The sequence below is a fragment of the Amycolatopsis sp. NPDC051716 genome, assembly GCF_040681595.1.
Lineage (GTDB): Bacteria > Actinomycetota > Actinomycetes > Mycobacteriales > Pseudonocardiaceae > Amycolatopsis.
Map to the genome: position 1 here is coordinate 117,850 of NZ_JBFAZA010000011.1, position 16,055 is coordinate 133,904.

General features: G+C 71.8%; 18 protein-coding genes. 12 read left to right on the forward strand and 6 right to left on the reverse strand.

Annotated features, from left to right (window positions below; translation table 11 throughout):
* The first annotated feature begins 191 nt into the window (after nt 1-191).
* From AB0M30_RS17340 to AB0M30_RS17350, 3 genes are all read left to right on the forward strand, one after another.
* Entirely contained in the window at nt 192-1,343 is a 1,152-nt protein-coding gene (locus AB0M30_RS17340; RefSeq protein WP_364585024.1) for a site-2 protease family protein, read from the forward strand.
* Between the two features lie 169 nt (nt 1,344-1,512).
* Nucleotides 1,513-2,343, forward strand: coding sequence for a tRNA (adenine-N1)-methyltransferase (locus AB0M30_RS17345; RefSeq protein ID WP_103342775.1), 831 nt, complete (start codon nt 1,513-1,515; stop codon nt 2,341-2,343).
* 5 nt (nt 2,344-2,348) lie between these two features.
* The gene (locus AB0M30_RS17350; RefSeq protein ID WP_364585025.1) at nt 2,349-2,993 is read left to right on the forward strand and encodes a pentapeptide repeat-containing protein; all 645 of its coding nucleotides are present in this window, start codon (nt 2,349-2,351) and stop codon (nt 2,991-2,993) included.
* Nucleotides 2,994-3,020: 27 nt separating this feature from the next.
* Here AB0M30_RS17350 and AB0M30_RS17355 read toward each other — a convergent pair whose 3' ends face one another.
* Entirely contained in the window at nt 3,021-3,473 is a 453-nt protein-coding gene (locus AB0M30_RS17355; protein WP_364585026.1) for a hypothetical protein, read from the reverse strand.
* 13 nt (nt 3,474-3,486) lie between these two features.
* Nucleotides 3,487-4,413, reverse strand: coding sequence for a hypothetical protein (locus AB0M30_RS17360; RefSeq protein WP_364585027.1), 927 nt, complete (start codon nt 4,411-4,413; stop codon nt 3,487-3,489).
* A 366-nt stretch (nt 4,414-4,779) separates the two neighbouring features.
* On the opposite strand from AB0M30_RS17360, the gene arc reads away from it, so the two are divergent.
* Nucleotides 4,780-6,582, forward strand: a complete 1,803-nt coding sequence (gene arc, locus AB0M30_RS17365) for a proteasome ATPase (RefSeq protein WP_103342677.1) — start codon at nt 4,780-4,782, stop codon at nt 6,580-6,582.
* A gap of 50 nt (nt 6,583-6,632) precedes the next feature.
* On the opposite strand, the gene AB0M30_RS17370 is transcribed toward arc, so the two are convergent.
* Nucleotides 6,633-7,559, reverse strand: coding sequence for a DMT family transporter (locus tag AB0M30_RS17370; RefSeq protein ID WP_364585028.1), 927 nt, complete (start codon nt 7,557-7,559; stop codon nt 6,633-6,635).
* 96 nt (nt 7,560-7,655) lie between these two features.
* Here AB0M30_RS17370 and AB0M30_RS17375 point away from each other — a divergent pair, with 96 nt between their 5' ends.
* Nucleotides 7,656-8,492 carry a DUF3626 domain-containing protein gene (locus AB0M30_RS17375; protein ID WP_364585029.1) on the forward strand — a complete coding sequence of 279 codons (837 nt, stop codon included), beginning with the start codon at nt 7,656-7,658 and terminating at the stop codon, nt 8,490-8,492.
* On the opposite strand, the gene AB0M30_RS17380 is transcribed toward AB0M30_RS17375, so the two are convergent.
* Both AB0M30_RS17380 and AB0M30_RS17385 read right to left on the reverse strand, forming a co-directional pair.
* Nucleotides 8,481-9,362: a TIGR03620 family F420-dependent LLM class oxidoreductase gene (locus tag AB0M30_RS17380; RefSeq protein WP_364585030.1), complete on the reverse strand. Its 882-nt coding sequence runs from the start codon at nt 9,360-9,362 to the stop codon at nt 8,481-8,483. The two genes, AB0M30_RS17375 and AB0M30_RS17380, sit on opposite strands and share 12 nt — an antisense overlap.
* Nucleotides 9,363-9,429: 67 nt before the next feature.
* Nucleotides 9,430-9,768: a metalloregulator ArsR/SmtB family transcription factor gene (locus AB0M30_RS17385; protein ID WP_360181430.1), complete on the reverse strand. Its 339-nt coding sequence runs from the start codon at nt 9,766-9,768 to the stop codon at nt 9,430-9,432.
* 47 nt (nt 9,769-9,815) lie between these two features.
* Between AB0M30_RS17385 and AB0M30_RS17390 the strand changes: the two genes are divergently transcribed.
* Genes AB0M30_RS17390 through AB0M30_RS17400 form a run of 3 tightly spaced genes read left to right on the forward strand, consistent with a single transcriptional unit; the run spans nt 9,816 to nt 11,760 of the window.
* Nucleotides 9,816-10,151 (forward strand): hypothetical protein, encoded by a 336-nt coding sequence (locus tag AB0M30_RS17390; RefSeq protein WP_103342682.1) that lies wholly within the window; start codon nt 9,816-9,818, stop codon nt 10,149-10,151.
* A complete protein-coding gene (locus tag AB0M30_RS17395; RefSeq protein WP_364585031.1) occupies nt 10,148-11,089 on the forward strand; it encodes an aldo/keto reductase in 942 nt (313 codons plus the stop codon). The genes AB0M30_RS17390 and AB0M30_RS17395 overlap by 4 nt, the downstream gene beginning before the upstream one ends.
* A gap of 53 nt (nt 11,090-11,142) precedes the next feature.
* Nucleotides 11,143-11,760, forward strand: a complete 618-nt coding sequence (locus tag AB0M30_RS17400; RefSeq protein ID WP_364585032.1) for a hypothetical protein — start codon at nt 11,143-11,145, stop codon at nt 11,758-11,760.
* On the opposite strand, the gene AB0M30_RS17405 is transcribed toward AB0M30_RS17400, so the two are convergent.
* Complete coding sequence (locus tag AB0M30_RS17405; protein WP_364585033.1) at nt 11,751-12,269, reverse strand: NUDIX domain-containing protein; 519 nt, start codon at nt 12,267-12,269, stop codon at nt 11,751-11,753. The two genes, AB0M30_RS17400 and AB0M30_RS17405, sit on opposite strands and share 10 nt — an antisense overlap.
* 41 nt (nt 12,270-12,310) lie before the next feature.
* Between AB0M30_RS17405 and dop the strand changes: the two genes are divergently transcribed.
* From dop to prcA, 4 genes are all read left to right on the forward strand, one after another.
* Nucleotides 12,311-13,813 carry a depupylase/deamidase Dop gene (gene dop, locus AB0M30_RS17410; protein ID WP_360181441.1) on the forward strand — a complete coding sequence of 501 codons (1,503 nt, stop codon included), beginning with the start codon at nt 12,311-12,313 and terminating at the stop codon, nt 13,811-13,813.
* 87 nt (nt 13,814-13,900) lie between these two features.
* Nucleotides 13,901-14,095: a ubiquitin-like protein Pup gene (locus AB0M30_RS17415; RefSeq protein ID WP_013226725.1), complete on the forward strand. Its 195-nt coding sequence runs from the start codon at nt 13,901-13,903 to the stop codon at nt 14,093-14,095.
* Nucleotides 14,096-14,205: 110 nt separating this feature from the next.
* A complete protein-coding gene (gene prcB, locus AB0M30_RS17420; protein ID WP_103342686.1) occupies nt 14,206-15,060 on the forward strand; it encodes a proteasome subunit beta in 855 nt (284 codons plus the stop codon).
* 54 nt (nt 15,061-15,114) lie between these two features.
* A complete protein-coding gene (gene prcA / locus AB0M30_RS17425) occupies nt 15,115-15,909 on the forward strand; it encodes a proteasome subunit alpha (RefSeq protein ID WP_364585034.1) in 795 nt (264 codons plus the stop codon).
* Nucleotides 15,910-16,055 lie beyond the last annotated feature (146 nt).

Below are 16,055 nucleotides of genomic sequence, written 5' to 3' on the forward strand. Positions count from 1 at the left end.
CTCGCTCCGCCGACGAACCGACCGCCCGTGTACGCGAGCCGACCGTCCAGGTACGCCAACCGACTGTCCAGGTACGCGAGCCGACCCTGTGGGTACGCGAGTCGTCCGTCCGGGTACGCGGGTCGTCCGGTCGCGACACCGGTGGGGGCCGGATCACCCGTTACCCACACCCGGGGCTCTAGGCTCTCCGCATGGCCGCGACCAGTGAGCAGGGCACCGGGGGGACCCGGCAGGCCGTCCGCTCGGACGGTGGCCTCGTGCTGTTCCGGGTCGCCGGGGTGCCGGTGCTGCTCGCGCCGTCCTGGTGGGTCGGCTCGCTGGTCGTCGTCGTGCTCTACGCGCCGCTGGTCGGGCGGCTGCTCCCGGACGCTTCGGCGACGACGTCGTGGCTGCTGGCCGGCGCGTTCGCGCTGCTGCTGGGCCTGTCCGTGCTCGCGCACGAGCTCGGGCACTGCCTGGTCGCGCTGCGGCTGGGAATCCCCGTGCGGCGGCTGCGGCTGTTCCTGCTCGGCGGTCTGTCCGAAGTGGCCCGCACCCCGAAACGCCCGGGTGACGAAGGCCTGGTCGCCGCGGCCGGTCCCGCCGTGTCGCTGCTGCTCGGCGGCTTCTGCGGGCTGCTGATGTTCGCCGTGCCGCCGGACGGCGCGGTGTGGATGCTCGTGGCCGAGTGCGCGGTGGCGAACCTCGCCGTCGGCGTGTTCAACCTGCTGCCCGGCCTGCCTCTCGACGGCGGCCGGCTGGTCCGCGCGGGCGTCTGGGCGGCCACCGGCATCCGCGCCAAGGGCACGCGCGCTGCGGTCGCCGGTGGGGCGGTCGTCGCCGCGGGGCTGCTGGTCTGGGCCCTGTGGGGCCTGGCGACCGCGAGCCCGGACCGCTGGCTGCGGCTGGGCGTCTGCGTCGTGACGGCGTGGTTCGTGATCCTCGGCGCGCGTTCGGAGCTGGCCGCCGAAGCCCGCCGCACCTGGCCGGAAGGCCTGGTCCTGGACGAGCTGGTCCGGCCGGTGCTCCAGCTGCCCGCCGAAAGCCCGGTGTCGGACGCGCTGGCCGCGTCGGCCGGCCGGGGCGTGGTCCTGGTCCGCGCCGACGGCGTGGCGGCCGGGCTCCTGGACGTGGGCGCGGCGGAGCGGCTCGCGAGCTCCTCGCCGCACGCCCCGGCCGAGTTCGCGGCCGAACCGATCCGGGCCGAGACCGTGCTGCTGGCGTCGGAGCCGGGGGAGGACGTCGTCGAGCGGGTCCGCGAAACCGCGGCGTGGCAGTTCCTCGTGGTCGACGACGAGGGCCGCCCGGCGGGCGTGCTGCGCCGGGACGACCTGCGGGCCGCGCTGAACCGCCGTACCCGCTGAGCTCGGCGCCCGCGCGGCCTGCGAAGATCTGGCGTCGGCCAAACGGGTTACCCAGCCGGCCAAAAGCAGGCCGGTCCCCCGAGCGGTAAGCAACCGTCGCCACGAAAGCCATCCGGCCGTGACTGTGGCCGGATGGGTAACGAACAACGCAGTACAGCAGGAGGAAGTGTTGTCGGTCAGCGGACCGTTTAGCGCGGGTGATCGGGTGCAGTTGACCGACTCGAAGGGGCGGCACTACACCCTGACGCTGGCCGCCGGTGGTGAGTACCACACTCACCGCGGCGCCCTGGCCCACGACGACCTGATCGGCCGGCCCGAAGGGTCGGTGGTCACGTCCGCGGGCGGGTCGACCTACCTCGCGCTGCGCCCCCTGCTGCCGGACTACGTCCTCTCGATGCCCCGCGGCGCGCAGGTGATCTACCCGAAGGACGCGGCGCAGATCGTGATGTGGGGCGACATCTTCCCCGGCGCGCGCGTGCTGGAGGCGGGCGCCGGTTCCGGCGCGCTGACGTGCTCCCTGCTGCGCGCGGTCGGCCCGGCCGGGCAGGTGCACTCCTACGAGATCCGCGACGACCACGCCGAGCACGCCGAGCGCAACGTGGTGAAGTTCTTCGGCGAGAAGCCGGCCAACTGGTCGCTCACGGTGGCCGACCTGGCCACGCACGAGGGCGAGGTCGACCGCGTCGTGCTGGACATGCTGGCGCCGTGGGACCAGCTGCCGAACGTGGCCGCCCACCTCGTGCCGGGCGGCGTGCTGACGGTCTACGTCGCGACGGTGACGCAGCTTTCGCGCGTCACGGAGTCGCTGCGCGAGCAGCAGTGCTGGACCGAGCCCGAGTCGTGGGAGACGCTGATGCGCCCGTGGCACGTGGTGGGCCTGGCGGTCCGCCCGGACCACCGGATGGTGGCGCACACGGCGTTCCTGCTCACGGCACGCCGGCTGGCGGACGGCACGGTGTCCCCGCGGGTCTCGCGCCGGCCCAGCAAGGGCAAGGGCTGAGGGAAGTGCCCCCGCGCCGGAAGGCCGGGTTCGCGTGGCCGTGGTCGCCGTGCTGGTGGTGCTTTGCGTGGGCTTCGCTGCTGCTCAACCGCGAGAGCCGGTCGATCGACCTGTTCACCAAGGCGATCGACCAGCTCGGTGCCGGGCAGGCGCCGACCCGGCAGGGCGCGGTCTACGCGCTGGAGCAGCCGGCGGAGCTCGACTCCCGGTACCGCGGGCACGTCCACGCGCTGCTCACGTCGTTCATCCGCGCCAGGGCGCCATGGGTGCCGGGGACGCCGCGCCGCGAAGGCGGTCCGGCCGACGACGTTGCCGCCGCGATCGGCGCGCTGCGCCGCGGCGGGATGATCGAACCGGGCGCGTGGTCCGAGCTGGAACGGGTCGACCTGCGGGACGCCGACCTGACCGGCCTCGCGATCCCGCGGATCTGTTTCGCGGGGGCGAACCTGGAGGGCACGGTGTTGCGGAACGCCACCCTCACCGGCGCGACCCCGACCGGCGCGCTCCTGCGGGACGCGGATCTGCGCGGGGCCGACCTCAGCGCGGCCGGCCTGGCGGACGCGGACCTGACCGGCGTCCTCGCGGACGCGACCACCCGCTGGCCCGACGGGTTCACGCCGCCCGGCCCGCATCAGCGGCCGCGGCCCTGACCGCGGCCGGGTGTCCGTGCCGCCGGCCTAGCCCGGCACGCACCAGCGGCCGTTCTCCTTGTGCAGCGGGAAGGGCGTGTCCTTGGTGCCGCCCGCCGCTTCGACGTGCACCTTCGCCGTCGCGGACTCGCCGCGCAGCTCGGGCGGTGCGGCCAGCCTCGCCGTGACCGGGCCCGCCGCGTCCCAGGTTCGCTGGAGGCCGGCGAGCGCCTCGGCGGTCTGCGGGCGGCAGGTGAGCTTCCCGAACGCCGCCGAGTCGTGGCGGGCGATCGCGTCGACGATCGCGCGGGCCAGTACCGCCACCGCCGCGGTGTCGGCCTCGTCGGGGGCCGGTGGCGGGACCGACGGGCGGGGCGAGGGCAGCGGCGTGTCCGGCGCCGCGGGTGGGGAACCGGCCGGGGCGACCAGCAGCAGCCCGAGCACGACGCCCGCCCCGGCCACGCCGAGCAGCACCAGCCCGGCGGTCAACGCGCGGTTCACCGCCGCCGGGTGCTCACGAGCCGTCCGCGTGGACGTTGGACAGGCACCAGAGCCCGGATTCCTTCTGCGCCGACATCGTGCCGACCTTGGTCTTGCTGCCGTCGGTGGCCGAGTAGCGGACCGTGGCCTTGTCGCCGGTCTCCTCCGGAGTTCCGGTCAGCTTCACCGTGACCTTGGGGATCTCGCCCGTGGTGCCCTCGAAGACGCTGCGGCAGATAGTGTCGCCGAGCGCCTTCTCGTCGCCCGCGTTGTAGGCCGAGAGGGTGGTGTCGAACAGCTCCTGGGAGCTGGGCTTGCCGCTCGGCGCCGGGCCACCCGCCGGCTTGCTGCTTTTCGACGTCGGGCTGGTCGGCGCGGTGCTCTTGGGCTTCGGGGTGGACGCCTTCGGCGCCGTCGAGGGCGGGATCGGCGCGGACGAGCTGCTGCTCGCGGGCGGTGCGGCGGTCTGCTGGTCGTTGCCGTTCATGAGCACGAACGCGGTCACGCCGCCGCCGACGAGCACCACCGCGGCCGCCGCGATGCCGACGATCAGGCCGGTCTTCTTCTTGGGCGGGGGCGCTTCGCCGAAGCCGCCGCCGTACGGGTCATGACCGCCGAAGGACTGCGGCGGCTGGCCCCACTGGTCCTGCTGGCCGTATTGCGGGTAGCCCTGCTGGTCCTGCTGGCCGTACTGCGGGTAGCCCTGCTGGGGCTGAGGGCCCGTCTGCGGCTGGTAACCGCCCTGGCCGGGCTGCTCGTACGGCCCGGGCTGCCCGTACTGCTGCGTGCCGTCGTACGGGCCGGGCTGGCCGAACTGCTGGGTGCCGCCGTAGCCGGGCTGGGCCTGGGGGCCGCTCTGGGGGTAGCCGCCCTGCTGCGGCTGGCCGTACGGCCCGGGCTGCTGCCCGTAGCCGTCGGGCTGCTGGCCGTAGCCGCCCGGTTGCTGCGGCGGGTAGGTCATGACAGGTGCCCCCTAGCGTTCCTTCGATAGCGCCCGGCCATCGGGGCCGGCACGGCGTCGCCCGATGCTAGCCACCGGGCCGTCCCGCCGCGCGGTTAGGGCGGAACTGGCCGGAATTGCCCGGATCCCGGGCGCGGTTGGGGGTGGGGCGGGCGGGGTACTCCCGACGTGCTTGCTTCATCCCGGCCCGGACGGACTCGTCACACACCGGCGTCACGGCACCGAAATGGCCGCTTGCGCTGCGGGAATGTCCGTGCTGGGGGTGGCCGGCAAACCGCGACGCGCCGATCTTGTGATGCGGAAAGGCCTTTTCTTGTCGGTGATCGCCGGTACCGTGGAATGAAAAGCACTCCGAGGAGGTGCCCGATGCATCATGACCTTCCCGGAGGTCGGCGCGAGGAGGCCGACCCTTCAGCAACATCCGGAGCTGGGACGACGGCGGACGAGCAGGCTCGGCAGATCCGTTTTCTCGAGGAAGAAGTGGCGCTGCTGCGCCGCAAACTGACGGACTCGCCACGGCAGAACCGCGTTCTCGAACAGCGGCTCGCCGAGGCCTCGGAAAGGGTGAGCCAGCTCACCGAGCGCAACACCAAACTGGTCGAAACCCTGCGCGAAGCGCGAGGACAGCTCCTCGCCCTCCGCGAAGAGGTCGACAGGCTGGCCCAGCCACCGTCCGGGTACGGCGTCTTCGTCGAGGCGTACGAGGACAACACGGTGGACGTCTTCACGGCCGGCCGGAAGATGCGGGTGTCGGTGTCGCCCGCGGTCGAGCTCTCTTCGTTGCGGCGCGGCCAGGCGCTGCGGCTCAACGAGGCGCTCACCGTGGTCGAGGCCGGCGGCTTCGAACGCACCGGCGAGGTCTGCGCGTTGCGTGAGGTGCTCGCCGCCGACGTCGAGGGCGGCAGCCTTCGCGCGCTGGTGGTCGGGCACGCTGACGAAGAGCGGGTGGTCCTGCTCTCCGACCTGCTGGCCGAGCAGCCGCTCAAGCCGGGCGACTCGCTGCTGGTCGACTCCAAGGCCGGCTACGCGTACGAGCGCGTGCCGAAGGCGGAGGTCGAGGACCTGGTGCTGGAGGAGGTGCCCGACGTCCGCTACGAGGACATCGGTGGCCTCACCCGGCAGATCGAGCAGATCAGGGACGCGGTCGAGCTGCCGTTCCTGCACGCCGACCTCTACCAGGAGTACCAGCTGCGGCCGCCCAAGGGTGTCCTGCTCTACGGCCCGCCGGGCTGCGGCAAGACGCTCATCGCCAAGGCGGTGGCGAACTCGCTGGCCAAGAAGGTGGCGGCGGCGCGGGGCGACAACGAGGACGGGAAGTCCTACTTCCTGAACATCAAGGGTCCCGAGCTGCTCAACAAGTTCGTCGGGGAGACCGAGCGGCACATCCGCCTGATCTTCCAGCGGGCGCGGGAGAAGGCCTCCGAGGGCACCCCGGTGATCGTGTTCTTCGACGAGATGGACTCGATCTTCCGGACCCGTGGGTCGGGCGTTTCGTCCGACGTCGAGACCACGATCGTGCCGCAGCTGCTGTCGGAGATCGACGGTGTCGAAGGCCTGGAGAACGTCATCGTCATCGGCGCCTCCAACCGCGAAGACATGATCGACCCGGCGATCCTGCGGCCGGGCCGGCTCGACGTCAAGATCAAGATCGAGCGTCCGGACGCCGAAGGCGCGAAGGACATCTTCTCCAAGTACCTGGCCGAAGGCCTGCCCATCCACGCCGACGACCTCGCCGAGTTCGGCGGGGACCCGAAGGCGACGTTCGACGCGATGATCCAGCACACCGTCGAGCGGATGTACGAGGAGAGCGACGAGAACCGGTTCCTCGAGGTGACCTACGCCAACGGGGACAAGGAAGTCCTGTACTTCCGCGACTTCAACTCGGGCGCGATGATCCAGAACATCGTGGACCGGGCGAAGAAGTCGGCGATCAAGTCGGTGCTGGAGACCAAGCAGCCCGGTCTCCGCGTGCAGCACCTGCTCGACGCGATCGTCGACGAGTTCGCGGAGAACGAGGACCTGCCCAACACCACCAACCCGGACGACTGGGCCCGGATCTCCGGCAAGAAGGGCGAGCGGATCGTCTACATCCGCACGCTCGTCACCGGCAAGAACCAGGACTCGGGGCGGGCGATCGACACCGCCACGAACACCGGTCAGTACCTGTAGTTCCGATGCGCGATGGGGCGGTTGCCGCGGCAACCGCCCCATCGGCGTGTCTAGCGGCGGACCAGTTCGGTCTCGGCTCGGGTTGAGCGTCGCACGCGCAACTTTCCGTGGGCGGCAAGGATCCCCAGCACGACGAGCAGCGCCCCGGCCGGCTGGTTCCAGCTCACCGGTTCCCCCAGCACCAGCACGCCGAGCAGCACGCCCACCACCGGCGTCAGGTACGTCACGGCGGAAGCGTTGGCCGCGCCCCAGGCGGCGACGATCCGGGTGTTCCAGACGTACGCGAGACCCGTGCCGAAGACGCCGAGCGCCACCATGCTCGCCACCACCGGCAGGCTCAGGTGCACCGGCGCCGCCGCGACCACCGGGGTCAGCAGGCCCAGGATCACCGTCGCCGACGCCGTCTGCCCGAACGCGACGACCACCGGGTCCGTCCCACGAGGTGAGAGGAACCGGCGCAGGTAGACGAAACACGCGCCGTAACACGCCGTCGCGCCGAGGCAGGCGAGCTGGGCCGTCAGCTCGTGCGACACGTCGATCCCGTGCCACACCCCGACGATGGTGAGCACCCCGGCGAATCCGAGCAGCAGGCCGAGCACCCGCGGCGGGGTGAACCGCTCCTCCGGCAGCGCCGCGGCCGCCAGCAGCATCGTGACCAGCGGCGTCGTCGCGTTGAAGATGCTGGCCAAGCCGGAGGAAATGTACTGCTCCGCCCACGAGAAGAGCAGGAACGGCACCACGCACAGCAGCACCGACACGGCCACCAGGTGACCCCACAGCACGGGATCGCGGGGGAGTGGCCGCCGGCGCACCACCAGGACGGCCGCCAGCGCCGAGGCGCCCAGCGCGACCCGGGCCAGCGCGACCTGGCCGGGGGAGAGCCCGCCGAGACCCACCTTGATGAAGAGGAAACTCGCACCCCACACCACCGCCAGCAGCGCGAACCGCACCGTGACCCCGAACTCCACCCGCCTCATGGCCGCAGTCAAACCGGCGAACCCACCCCGAAGCCAGCGGTTTTCCGACCTCACGTGTGTATAACGACCTATACCGCCCGGCGTAGGATGGGCGCCATGGCGGGGAGAACCGGACGGCGGTGGCAGGAAGCCGTCATCCACGTCGCGAACCGGGTCGCCGGGCCGCCGCTGCCGGAGGACCTGGACGTCACGATCCACTTCCACCCGGACCGGCTGGTGGGGGCGGTGCCGCTGCTGCGGCACTGGCTGACCGACGGGGTCTACCGCTCGCAGTTCGAGACCGGCACGGGCAACGGCGGCCTGACCGCGCACCCCGGCGGGGACCGGTGGCACTGGGAGCACCGGATGTTCGGCGGCGTCTACGACGAGCTGCCGCCGTCGCTGCGGCCGAAGTACGGCTCGCTCAACCATCGCCGCCGCCGGGCCGGCGGCTCGGTGCGGTTCGGTTCGGCGCACTTCCGGCTCAAGCGGGACGTGCTGACGCGCACGACGTTCTGCTACCCGGACAGCTTCCACGAACCGGCGCACTTCGGCACGTGCACGCACATGCCGCTGATCGAGCTCGTCGAGGCGGCCGCCCCCGACGAGCTCGACGACTACATCGAAGCCCACGTCCACGGCCCCCTGCGACTGCCGGACGACGTCGCGGCCCTGGTGCTGGACCCGTCCTTCCGGGGCACCGACGTCGAGGCGGCGGCCGCCGGCTTCCGGTTCCCGACGTACTGGCACCACGGGTTCCGGCTCTCGGTGGCGGAGCTCGCCCGGCACGCGGACTACCGCGGCGAGGAAGCCGTGCGGGCCGGCGAAGACATCGCCGAGGACGGGTGGCTGGACGCCCGCGTCATCGGCGACGCCGTCCGCGCCGGCCGGCACGATCCCCAGGTGCTCAAGCGCGTGTGGCACTGCACCGCGCGGTTCGGCCTACGCGGGTAGCAGTGCCTCGGCCAGCCGCCGCCAGTGCGGCATGGCCGAGGTCCCCGGCTCGACCCCGATGACCTGGACGCCGACGTGGTCGGCGCCCGCTTCGAGGTGCCCGCCGAGCTTCGCGGTGATCGTCTCGAGGTCGCCCCAGAACACGAGGTCGTCGACGAGGCGATCGCTGCCGCGGCCGCCGTCGATGTCCTCATCGGTGTAGCCGAGCCGCCGGAACTTGGCGACGTTGTACTCGGAGGTGAGGTACAGGTGGAGGTGGGCGCGGGCGATCTCCCGCGCCTTGGCCGGGTCGGTTTCGAAGAGCACGGCGTGCTCGACGCCGAGGAACGGGCCGGCGCCGAGGATCTCCCGCGCCCGGGCCGTGTGTTCCGGTGTGACGTGGTAGGTGTGCGCGCCCGCCGACCGGTCGCGGGCCAGCTCCAGCATCTTCGGGCCGTACGCCGCGAGGATCCGGCGCATCGGGGAGCGCGGGGCGGGGTTGACGTCCTTGCCGGCGTCCAGCGCGTCGAGGTAGTCGTTCATCGCCCGAAGCGGCTTCACGCCGGGCTTTCCGGCGCCGAAGCCGAGGCCGAGCAGGTGGCGGTCCGGGTAGGCGTCCGCCAGCAGCAGGGCCGCGCCGCGGGTCCACTGCGGCTCGCGGGACCAGATCTGCGCGATGCCGTTGACGACGGTGAGGCGTTCGGTGGCCGACAGCAGGAACCCGGCGTGCGTCAGCGCTTCCCGGCCCTCGCTCTCCGGGATCCAGACCGCCGGCCAGCCGAGTTCTTCCAGTTCCCGCACCGAATCCCGGATCAGGCCGGCCGGCTGGTCCTCGAAGTCGAACGTCCAGATCCCGTAGCGGCCGAGCCGCATGTTCTCGATCGTACCCATAAATCGAAGTATCGCAGATTTACGATATGAGCGGCCGGTGGGGTGGCGAACCCGGGGGAGGGTGAGGTCAGAGAGAGCGGCCGAGGATGGCGACGAGCTCGGCGATCCGCGCCTCGTCCCGCTTGTAGTGCGTCCACTTGCCGACCCGCGTCGCCCGCACCAGCCCGGCACGCTGCAGCGAAGCCATGTACGCCGACACCGTCGACTGCGCGAGCCCCAGCTTCTCCTGGATGTGGCTCACGCACACCCCGACCTCGACCGGATCGGCGATCGCCCGGTCCACCGGGAAGTGCCGCTCAGGGTCCCGCAACCACCGCAGCACCCGCAGCCGCACCGGGTTCGCGAGCGCCTTGAAGACGTCGAGCAACTGCTCGACCTCGGCCTCGGATCCGGTGCGCGTCGTCATGGTGTCGCTGCGAGTATATCGGCGTATAACGACCTATACTCACCGGCGTGACCGAAGAACCCCGGCCCCACGCGCCCATCACCGAAGCCGCCGTCCTGGCCTGGCTGGAGACGACGGCCGCCGCCGTCGAGGCGGGAGAGGTGAGCGCCCAGGAACTCATCGACATGCTCGGCGAGCTGCGCCGCGCGTCCGCGGCCTGCGCCGACGCCTCGGACTGGCTGCTGCTCGCGGCCCGTGAAGGCGGCGCCAGCCTGCGGCAGATCGCCCCCGTCTTCGGCAAGGGCTACGTCCGGGCCCCGGCCGCGCGCCTGGAGAAGCTCCACCGCCAAGCCCAGACCTCGGGGCAGTGGCTGGCCATCCTGCGGCACAAGCAGACCGCGTGAGCGCGCGCGTGGACCGCGTCGCCCTCGGCCTGGCGGCGCTCGGCCGTCCCGCGTACATCAACCTGGGGCGGGACGGGGCGCTGCCGCCGGTGCGGGACGTCGCTTCGATGCGCGCGGCGACCTTCGCGGTGCTCGACGACGCCTACGCCGCGGGCGTCCGGCACGTCGACGTCGCCCGCTCCTACGGGCGCTCCGAGGAGTTCCTGGCCGGCTGGCTCGCCGAGCGCGGGCACACCGGGGTCGAGATCTCCAGCAAGTGGGGCTACGCCTACGTCGGGGAGTGGCGGCTCGACGCCGGCGTGCACGAGGTGAAGGAGCACTCGGCGGCGCGGTTCGCCACGCAGTGGGCGGAAACCCTGGCGCTGCTGGGGGATCGGGTCGGGCTCTACCAGGTGCATTCGCTCACTGTGGACAGTCCGCTCTTCACCGACGAGCCGTTGCTCGAAGCACTCGCGGAGCTGTCCGCGAACGGTGTCGCGGTCGGGTTTTCGACGTCCGGGCCGGCCCAGGCGGACGCGATCGAGCGGGCGTTCGCGCTGGAAGTGGCCGGGCGTCCGGTGTTCTCGGCGGTGCAGTCGACGTGGAACGTCCTGGAACCGTCCGCGGGGCCGGCGCTGGCCGCGGCGCACGCGGCCGGGAACCGGGTGCTGATCAAGGAAACCCTGGCCAACGGCCGGCTGGCGGTCGAAGCCCCGGCCGTGGTCCGGGAGATCGCCGCCGCGCACGGGACCGGGCCGGACGCGGTCGCGGTGGCCGCGGTGCTGGCGAACGACTGGGCGGACCGGGCGGTCATCGGCCCGGCGAGCCCGGCTCAGCTCGCGGCGAACCTGCGGGCGACGGCGCTGGACCTGACCGCGGTGGAACGGGAATCACTGACCGCGCTCGCCGAGGAGCCCGGGGCGTACTGGCGACACCGGTCCTCGTTGGAGTGGGACTGAGGGGCTGCATTACCCTTCGCAGGCACGCCACGGACAACAGGAGGCCGGAGCAGGTGCGTCATCGGCAGGCGATCGCGTTGGCCGCGGTCGCGTTGGTGGGTCTCACGGGCTGCGACGGGCCCGATCCGAACGACCTCGAGACGTACTACGACGATCCGGTCCCCACGTCCTCCGCGGCGCCGGCGGCGGCACCGAAGACGTCGGAAGTCCCGGTGAGCCCGGCGAAGGCGACCCCGGTGCAGCCTGATCCCGGTGGCCTCGCGCAGCGGGCGCTGCTTTCCGACGCCGACGTCGCCGGGGAAGGCGTGCAGCCGGGCTCGGGTGAGGCTTCGGGCTGCCTGGCGGACGGGCCGTCGGCGGCCGGCCGGACCGCGACCTGGCGCTACCCCAGCGGGTCGGTGCTGAGCCACCGTGTCGTGGTGTTCCCGGACCGGTCGGCCGCCCGAGCCGTCGCGGAAAACGAGTGCGCGGGCAAGCCGGTGAGCGTTCCCGTCCAGCCCGGGGTCGAGCGGCAGCAGGCCTGGTGCGAGGGCAAGACCTGCACGGTGCTGCTGGCCAAGGGAATGCTCGTGTCCGAGCTGACGGTCTCGGCGAGCACGGAGACCCGGGCGGTGGACGCGGCGAAGCGCCTGCTGCCCGCGATGACGGCGAAGCTCGCCGCTCAGCCGTAGCGGCGGAACCACTCCTGGACGCCTTCGCGGCCGTCGGGGATGAAGGGCAGCTCCGGAGCCGGGTCGTCGACCCAGGCCCGCAGCTCCGCCAGGGTGATCCAGCGGCCTTCGACGATCTCCTCGGCCTGGTGGCGGATCGGGCCGTCCCAGCGGACTTCGAAGGCGAAGTTGTGGCAGCGGTTGCGGCCGTCGTCGTAAACCTTGGTGAACAGGGGCACGGGTTCCACTCCCTGGACGCCGAGTTCCTCGGCGAGTTCGCGGCGCGCGCACTCGGCCGGGGTTTCGCCGGCGGCCACCACACCGCCGGCCCAGCAGTCCCAGGTGGAGGGGAAGACGTCCTTCCCGGGGGTGCGGAGGTGCACGTAGACCGCGCTTCCGTCACCCGAACGGACCAGGACCACGCCGGCGGCGTGCCACAGGCCCTCGCGGCGGAGGCGGGTGCGGACGGTGCTGCCAACCACCCGGCCGGCCTGGTCATAGAGGGCAACGAGTTCGTCACTGCCTGGCATGGGTGCATCGTTCCACTAGGACGACCCCGTAGGGTGGTGACATGCGGCGGATCATGGGAACCGAAGTCGAGTACGGCATCTCCGTGCCGGGCGACGCGACGGCGAACCCGGTACTCACCTCCACCCAGGTCGTGCTGGCCTACGCGGCCGCGGCCGACATCCCGCGCGCCCGGCGGGCGCGGTGGGACTACGAGGTGGAGAGCCCGCTGCGGGACGCCCGCGGGTTCGACCTGACCGGCCCGGGCGGCCCGGGGCACGACCCGGACGTCGAGGACCTGGGGGCGGCGAACGTCATCCTCACCAACGGGGCGCGGCTGTACGTCGACCACGCGCACCCGGAGTACTCGGCGCCCGAGGTGACGAACGCGCGCGACGCGGTCATCTGGGACAAGGCCGGCGAGCGGGTGATGGAAGAGGCGGCGATGAAGGCCGCCTCCGTGCCGGGTCAGCCGCAGCTGCAGCTGTACAAGAACAACGTCGACGGCAAGGGCGCCAGCTACGGCACCCACGAGAACTACCTGTGCGCGCGGTCGACGCCGTTCACCGCGATCATCGCCGGGCTGACCCCGTTCTTCGTGTCGCGGCAGGTGGTGACCGGCTCGGGCCGGCTCGGGATCGGCCAGCAGAGTGAAGAGGCCGGGTTCCAGCTCTCCCAGCGCGCGGACTACATCGAGGTCGAGGTCGGCCTGGAGACCACGCTCAAGCGCGGGATCATCAACACCCGCGACGAGCCGCACGCGGACGCGGACAAGTACCGCCGGTTGCACGTCATCATCGGCGACGCGAACATGTCGGAGTACTCGACGTACCTGAAGGTCGGGACGACGGCGCTGGTGCTGGACCTGATCGAGTCGGGCATCCGGTTCGACGACCTGAAGCTCGACGAGCCGGTCAAGGCGGTGCACCAGATCAGCCACGACCCGACGCTGAAGACGCAGGTCGCGCTGGCCAACGGCAAGAAGTACACCGGGCTGGACCTGCAGTTCGCCTACCACGAGATCGCCTCGCAGAACCTGGAGCGCACCGGCGCAGACCAGTCCTCGAAGGAGGTCCTGCGGGTCTGGGGCGAAATCCTGGACGCCCTGGCGCGCGACCCGCAGGAGTGCGCGGACCGGCTGGACTGGCCGGCGAAGCTGCGGCTGCTGGAGGGCTACCGCCAGCGGGACAACCTGGCCTGGGGCGCGCCGCGGCTGCGGCTGGTCGACCTGCAGTATTCGGACGTGCGCCTGGCGAAGGGCCTGTACAACCGGCTCGTCACCCGCGGCTCGATGAAGCGGCTGGTCTCGGAGGAGGAGGTGCTGGCCGCGGTGACCACGCCTCCGTCGGACACGCGGGCCTACTTCCGCGGCCGGGCGCTGGAGAAGTACGCGACGTCGATCGCGGCGGCTTCGTGGGATTCGGTCATCTTCGACGTGGGCAAGGAGTCGCTGGTGCGGATCCCGACCCTGGAGCCGCTGCGGGGGACGAAGGCGCACGTCGGCAAGTTGCTGGACAACGCGGCGACCGCGGAAGAGCTCGTGGAGGCGCTCACCGGTTCGGACTAGGCGGGGACGCACCAGCGATCGCGGCGTGACCCCGAATGTCGGGGCCGCTGGGTAGGCTAGGAAACATCAGCCACACCGGGAGGCGAGATGGCCCAGGAAAAGATCGAAAAGCACGGCGGTGGTGACTCCGACGAGGAGTTCGACGACACCGGCGCGGCGGGTCAGGAGCGGCGCGAGAAGCTCGGCGAGGACGTGGACACCATCCTCGACGAGATCGACGACGTGCTCGAAGAGAACGCCGAGGACTTCGTCCGGGCCTACGTGCAGAAGGGCGGCGAATAGCCGCTCGGGCGCACTGCGCCCTTGCCGACCGTTCAGCCGGCCGGCCGGGGTTCCGCGTGGCGTCCTGCGCGCGGGGCTCCGGCCCGCACAGATGGGATTTTTGAGCACGTATGGACAACACCAGGGGCATCTCGGGTCCCGCGCTGCCTGCGGCGTACTTCTCCTCGGCGACGTCGTCGTTTTCGGACTTCCTGCGCGTGCAGGCGCCGGAGCTGCTGCCCGAGCGGCGCGTGGCGCCGGGCGTGGCCGAGCTGGGCATCCCGCACGGGACGACGATCGTCGCGTGCACGTTCGCGGGCGGTGTGCTGATCGCGGGTGACCGGCGGGCGACGTCGGGCAACCTGATCGCGAGCCGCGACATCGAAAAGGTGCACGTCACCGACGAGTATTCGGCGGTCGGCATCGCGGGCACGGCGGGGCTGGCCGTGGAGATGGTGCGGCTGTACGCGGTCGAGCTGGCGCACTACGAGAAGATCGAGGGCGTTTCGCTGTCACTGGACGGCAAGACGAACAAGCTGGCCGGGATGGTCAAGGCGAACCTCGAGATGGCGATGGCCGGGCTGGCGGCGATCCCGCTGTTCGTGGGGTACGACCTGGAGGCCGAGGACGCCAAGCACGCCGGGCGGATCGTGTCGTACGACGCCGCGGGCGGCCGCTACGAGGAGAACGGCGGGTACGCCGGCATCGGTTCGGGTTCGCTGTTCGCGAAATCCGCGCTGAAGAAGCTGCACGACCCGGACGCCGACGTCGAAGGCGCGATCCGTGTCGCGGTGGAGGCCCTGTACGACGCGGCGGACGACGACACCGCATCGGGCGGCCCGGATCTGGTCCGGCGGATCTTCCCGAGCGTCGTGACGATCACCGCGGAGCGCGGCGCCGTCCAGCTGCCCGAGTCCGAGACCGCGGCGGTCGCGGAGGCCGTGGTGGCGGGGCGGATCGAGCGCCAGCAGCGCCGGCTCGCCTGACTCCGGAGCTGAACCAGTGAACGTTGGAACACCGAAAGACCTGGAGCGCACACCGTGACGATGCCGTTGTATGCCTCTCCCGAGCAGCTGATGCGGGAGCGTTCCGAGCTGGCGCGCAAGGGCATCGCGCGCGGCCGGAGCGTGGTGGTGCTGAAGTATTCGGGTGGCGTGCTGTTCGTGGCGGAGAACCCGTCGGCGACGCTGCACAAGGTCTCCGAGATCTACGACCGGATCGGGTTCGCCGCGGTCGGCCGCTACAGCGAGTTCGAGAACCTGCGCGTGGCGGGCATCCGCCACGCGGACCTGAAGGGCTACCAGTACGACCGCCGTGACGTGAGCGCGCGGGCGCTGGCGAACGCGTACGCGGCGACGCTGGGCAGCATCTTCACCGAGCAGCTCAAGCCGTTCGAGGTCGAGGTCTGCGTGGCGGAGGTAGCGGCGACCGCGGCGGAGGACCAGCTGTACCGCCTGACCTACGACGGCTCGATCTTCGACGAGCCGCAGTACATCGTGATGGGCGGCCAGAACGAGAAGATCGCGGCCAAGCTGAAGGAGACGTTCGAGGACGGCCTGGACCTGCAGGCGGCCCTGGGCGTGGCGGTGGCGGCACTGCGGACACCGACCCAGCCGGCCCCGTCTACGTCATCGGCGGGCTCATCGGCTTCATCGGCGAACGCATCGGCGAACGGCAACAGCGACGCGGACCCGATCAAGCTGGAGGTGGCGGTCCTGGACCGCGAACGCCCCCGCCGCTCGTTCCGCCGCCTGACGGGCGCGGCACTGGACACCCTGCTGCCAGTCCCGGACCCGAAGGGCGAGGAGCCAGAGGGCAAGCCCGAAGGCGAGTAATTTCGCAACACAGACGAAAGAAGCGGGGGGGGGGGGGGGGGGGCCCCCCCCCCCCCCCCGGGGTGGGGGGGGGGGGGGGGCCGAGGCCCGCGACAACTCCCAAAAAGAAACCCCCACCGGCGCAGGGGGGGCCCACACCCCCCCCC

What these genes read in the sequence shown, in the direction of transcription:
- AB0M30_RS17385 (WP_360181430.1), bottom strand. Translation starts at nt 9,768, where the DNA reads ATGACGACGCGCACCGGATCCGAGGCCGAGGTCGAGCAGTTGCTCGAC.
- AB0M30_RS17415 (WP_013226725.1), top strand. Translation starts at nt 13,901, where the DNA reads ATGGCCCAGGAAAAGATCGAAAAGCACGGCGGTGGTGACTCCGACGAG.
- arc (WP_103342677.1), top strand. Translation starts at nt 4,780, where the DNA reads ATGCATCATGACCTTCCCGGAGGTCGGCGCGAGGAGGCCGACCCTTCA.
- prcB (WP_103342686.1), top strand. Translation starts at nt 14,206, where the DNA reads ATGGACAACACCAGGGGCATCTCGGGTCCCGCGCTGCCTGCGGCGTAC.
- AB0M30_RS17405 (WP_364585033.1), bottom strand. Translation starts at nt 12,269, where the DNA reads ATGCCAGGCAGTGACGAACTCGTTGCCCTCTATGACCAGGCCGGCCGG.
- AB0M30_RS17360 (WP_364585027.1), bottom strand. Translation starts at nt 4,413, where the DNA reads ATGACCTACCCGCCGCAGCAACCGGGCGGCTACGGCCAGCAGCCCGAC.
- AB0M30_RS17375 (WP_364585029.1), top strand. Translation starts at nt 7,656, where the DNA reads ATGGCGGGGAGAACCGGACGGCGGTGGCAGGAAGCCGTCATCCACGTC.
- AB0M30_RS17370 (WP_364585028.1), bottom strand. Translation starts at nt 7,559, where the DNA reads ATGAGGCGGGTGGAGTTCGGGGTCACGGTGCGGTTCGCGCTGCTGGCG.
- AB0M30_RS17380 (WP_364585030.1), bottom strand. Translation starts at nt 9,362, where the DNA reads ATGGGTACGATCGAGAACATGCGGCTCGGCCGCTACGGGATCTGGACG.
- dop (WP_360181441.1), top strand. Translation starts at nt 12,311, where the DNA reads ATGCGGCGGATCATGGGAACCGAAGTCGAGTACGGCATCTCCGTGCCG.
- AB0M30_RS17340 (WP_364585024.1), top strand. Translation starts at nt 192, where the DNA reads ATGGCCGCGACCAGTGAGCAGGGCACCGGGGGGACCCGGCAGGCCGTC.